Genomic DNA, 3,270 nt, shown 5'->3' on the forward strand with positions numbered 1-3,270 from the left:
AGGCGGGGCGGCCGCAGGCCGCGGAGGTTCCGCGGGCGCAGGCGCCGTCTGCGCCCGCCAGCCCTGCACCGCGGGCGCGGACCTCCCCAGCGCGCGGCTCCCAGCCGGCGCCGCCCACGCCGGTCTCCGTGCCCGTCGTCGCGCCGCAGCTCGCCGGAGCCGAGGGGCGTTCCCGGCACGGCGACAGCCTCGCCCGCCGCACCGGGCTGCTGCTGCGGCGCCTGGTGACGTCCACCGCCAAGGACACGGCCGCCGCCACCGAGACCGCGCACGCCATCCAGCAGCCCATCACCACCGGTCGGCAGATCGCGGTGACGAGCATCCGCGGCGGCGCGGGCAAGTCCACGCTCGCCGCCCTGCTGGCCCTGACGTTCGCGCACTACCGCACGGACCCGGTGCTCGCCGTCGAGGCCGATCCGGCGCTGGGCACGCTGCCGCGCCGTCTGGGGGCGGCGGAGGTGCGCTGGTCCTGCGCGGACCTGGCGCGCATCGTGGACCCGTCCATGCAGATCACCGACGTCACCGGGTACCTGCTGCCGTTCCCGGGCGGCGGCTGGCTGCTGCCCGGCAGCCAGGGCTCGGTCGGCGCCCAGCTCGACGTGGACACCTACCGGGTCGTGATGACCTCCCTGCGCCGCTACTTCGGCACGACCCTCGTGGACTGCGAGACGCTGCCCGCCGAGGTGGCCCGCACCGCGCTGACGACGACCCAGGCGCGGGTCCTGGTCACCCCGGCCACCGTCGAGGGCGTGGCCGCCACCCGCACCGTGCTGGACTGGATCGGCGGCCTGCACCGCAGCATGCTGCCCACGACCGTCGTCGTCCTCACCCACAGCACGCCCGACATGACGCTGGACGAGTCCGAGGCGGCCGGATACCTGGAGGCGGGCGGGGCGAAGGTGCTGAGCCTTCCCTACGACCGTCACCTGGCGGCCGGGGGCGGCATCCGGACGAGCCTGCTCGGGCAGTCCACCCGGGAGGCCGCCGCTCGGATCGCGGCGACGCTGATGGACCGCGCCATGTCGCGCGGCGCCCGCGCCGGCCGCACCGCGGCCCCGGGCCCAGGCACGGGCGGCCCCGGTTCCGGCCCCGGGACGGGCGGGCCCGGTTCCGGGACGGGCGGCCCCGGACCGGGCGCGGGCGGCCCCGGCCCCGGGCCACACGGAGCGGCGGCGCGATGAGCGTCCGCGTGACGCACCGGCCCGCACCGCCCGCACCGCCCGAACCACCCGCACCGCGCGCCCGCTCCCGCCGAACGCTTCGTCGAGCCGCCGCCCAACCTCCCCGAGGGCAACGCCGGCCCGCCCGAGCCCCTCGCCTTCGCCCTCGGCCCCGGGGAGGTCACGGGGATCGGCCTCGACACCGCCATGCGGGTACCCCTCGCCGTCCGGCCGGCGACTCGGCCCGCCCGCCCGCGCGGGCGTCTCCCATCCGCTGGCCGCCCTCGGCCGGGAGGGCTTCCAGCAACTCGCCCAGCACCTGCGCACAGCGGACGACAGGGGTAAACCAGTGGATGTCGGCCGGGCTGGACGGGATTCGCCCGGGCCGTGAGACAGGGCCACGCGTGGCCCGACCAGGGCCTAGACTCCCGTCCGTACAGATCGTCGAACGCCGACGCACAGACAGGGACGACGGGGACGAGAGGGACGAGGTAGGACGGTGCCGGACTATTTCCACGGCTATGCGGTCGTCGGGCTGGTCGCGGTCGTCGGCGTGCTCTTCGTGGCCGTGTCCTTCGCGGCCGGAGCGCTCCTGCGGCCCGTGGTGCCGACGCGCGAGAAGATGCTCACTTACGAGTGCGGCGTCGACCCGGTGGGGGAGGGCTGGGCCCACACCCAGGTCCGCTACTACGTCTACGCCTTCCTCTACGTCATCTTCGCCATCGACTCGATCTTCCTGTTCCCGTGGGCCACCGTCTTCGCGGCCTTCGGCGCGGTGACCCTGGTGGAGATGCTGCTCTTCCTCGGTCTGCTCGCCGTCGGCCTGCTCTACGCCTGGAAGAAGGGTGTCCTCACATGGACGTGACACCTACCGACCTGCCGATGCCGCGCCGGCTCGGCACGCTCGCCAAGCTGGCCCCCGAGCCGATGAAGGTCGTGCTCAACTGGGGACGCCGCTACAGCCTGTGGGTGTTCAACTTCGGGCTCGCCTGCTGCGCCATCGAGTTCATCGCCGCCTCCATGGCCCGGCACGACTTCATCCGGCTCGGCGTCATCCCCTTCGCGCCCGGCCCCCGGCAGGCCGACCTGATGGTCGTCTCCGGCACCGTGACGGACAAGATGGCCCCCGCCGTCAAGCGGCTCTACGAGCAGATGCCCGAGCCCAAGTACGTCATCTCCTTCGGCGCCTGCTCCAACTGCGGCGGCCCCTACTGGGACTCCTACTCGGTGACCAAGGGCGTCGACCAGGTCATCCCCGTCGACGTCTACGTGCCCGGCTGCCCGCCCCGGCCCGAGGCCCTGCTCCAGGGCGTCCTCAAGCTCCAGGAGAAGATCGCCGCCGAGTCCACGGCCGCCCGCTACGGCCCCGGTACGGCGGCCCGCTCCGGCCCCGGCTCCCGGCCCGGCACCGCCGCCCTGACCAGCGGGCTCGTCGCCCCGCCGAACGAGGAGGGGAAGCGGTGAGCGTGAACTGGCTGCCCCGCCCCGCCGAGGAGCTGTTCGGTGCCGAGGCCCGCGCCGAGGACGCCTACGAGCTGCTGACCGTCGACGTCCCCGCCGCCGAGTGGCTCACCGCCCTGCGCACCGCGCGCGACGAGCTGCGCTGCACCTACTTCGACTGGCTCAGCGCCGTCGACGAGCCCGGCACCGGTTTCCTCGTCGCCGCCCACGTCGCCGCCCTTCCCTCGGAGGGCCGCGAAGGCGTCCGGCGGCTCGTCCTGCGCACCACCGTCCCGCACGACACGCCCGCCCTGCCCACGGCCACCGGGATCTACGCCGGAGCCGCCTGGCACGAGCGGGAGACCCACGAGATGTTCGGCGTCGACTTCCCCGGCCACCCGAACCTCACCCCGCTGCTGCTGCCCGAGACCTTCGAGGGCCACCCGCTGCGCAAGGACTTCGTCCTCGCCGCGCGGGTGGCGAAGGCGTGGCCCGGCGCCAAGGAGCCGGGGGAGTCGGAACACGGTGGGCCCAAGCGGCGCCAGATGCTGCCGCCCGGCGTGCCCGACCCGAACGAGTGGGGCCCGCTCAAGGGCCAGTTGCCGCCAGCCCCCGCCCGCCCGGCCCGGGCCACCCGCGGCCGCGCGGCGGCCGGGGAGCGTCCGCCGCG

The 3,270-nt window shown here is 75.2% G+C and carries 4 protein-coding genes; all 4 read left to right on the forward strand.

All coding sequences use genetic code 11. The annotated features are described in order from the left end of the window. The first annotated feature begins 128 nt into the window (after nucleotides 1-128). Nucleotides 129-1,181 carry a hypothetical protein gene (locus HPT28_RS26305; protein WP_308119536.1) on the forward strand — a complete coding sequence of 351 codons (1,053 nt, stop codon included), beginning with the start codon at nucleotides 129-131 and terminating at the stop codon, nucleotides 1,179-1,181. A 478-nt stretch (nucleotides 1,182-1,659) separates the two neighbouring features. After that, a complete protein-coding gene (locus HPT28_RS26310) occupies nucleotides 1,660-2,025 on the forward strand; it encodes an NADH-quinone oxidoreductase subunit A (protein ID WP_219094465.1) in 366 nt (121 codons plus the stop codon). Then, nucleotides 2,016-2,624: an NADH-quinone oxidoreductase subunit B gene (locus HPT28_RS26315; RefSeq protein ID WP_219094467.1), complete on the forward strand. Its 609-nt coding sequence runs from the start codon at nucleotides 2,016-2,018 to the stop codon at nucleotides 2,622-2,624. Before HPT28_RS26310 ends, HPT28_RS26315 begins: the two co-directional genes overlap by 10 nt. Next, a partial coding sequence (locus HPT28_RS26320; RefSeq protein WP_219094469.1) for an NADH-quinone oxidoreductase subunit C occupies nucleotides 2,621-3,270 on the forward strand: 650 nt, incomplete at its 3' end. The genes HPT28_RS26315 and HPT28_RS26320, both read left to right, overlap by 4 nt.

It is taken from the genome of Streptomyces sp. JJ38 (assembly GCF_019303475.1).
Lineage (GTDB): Bacteria > Actinomycetota > Actinomycetes > Streptomycetales > Streptomycetaceae > Streptomyces.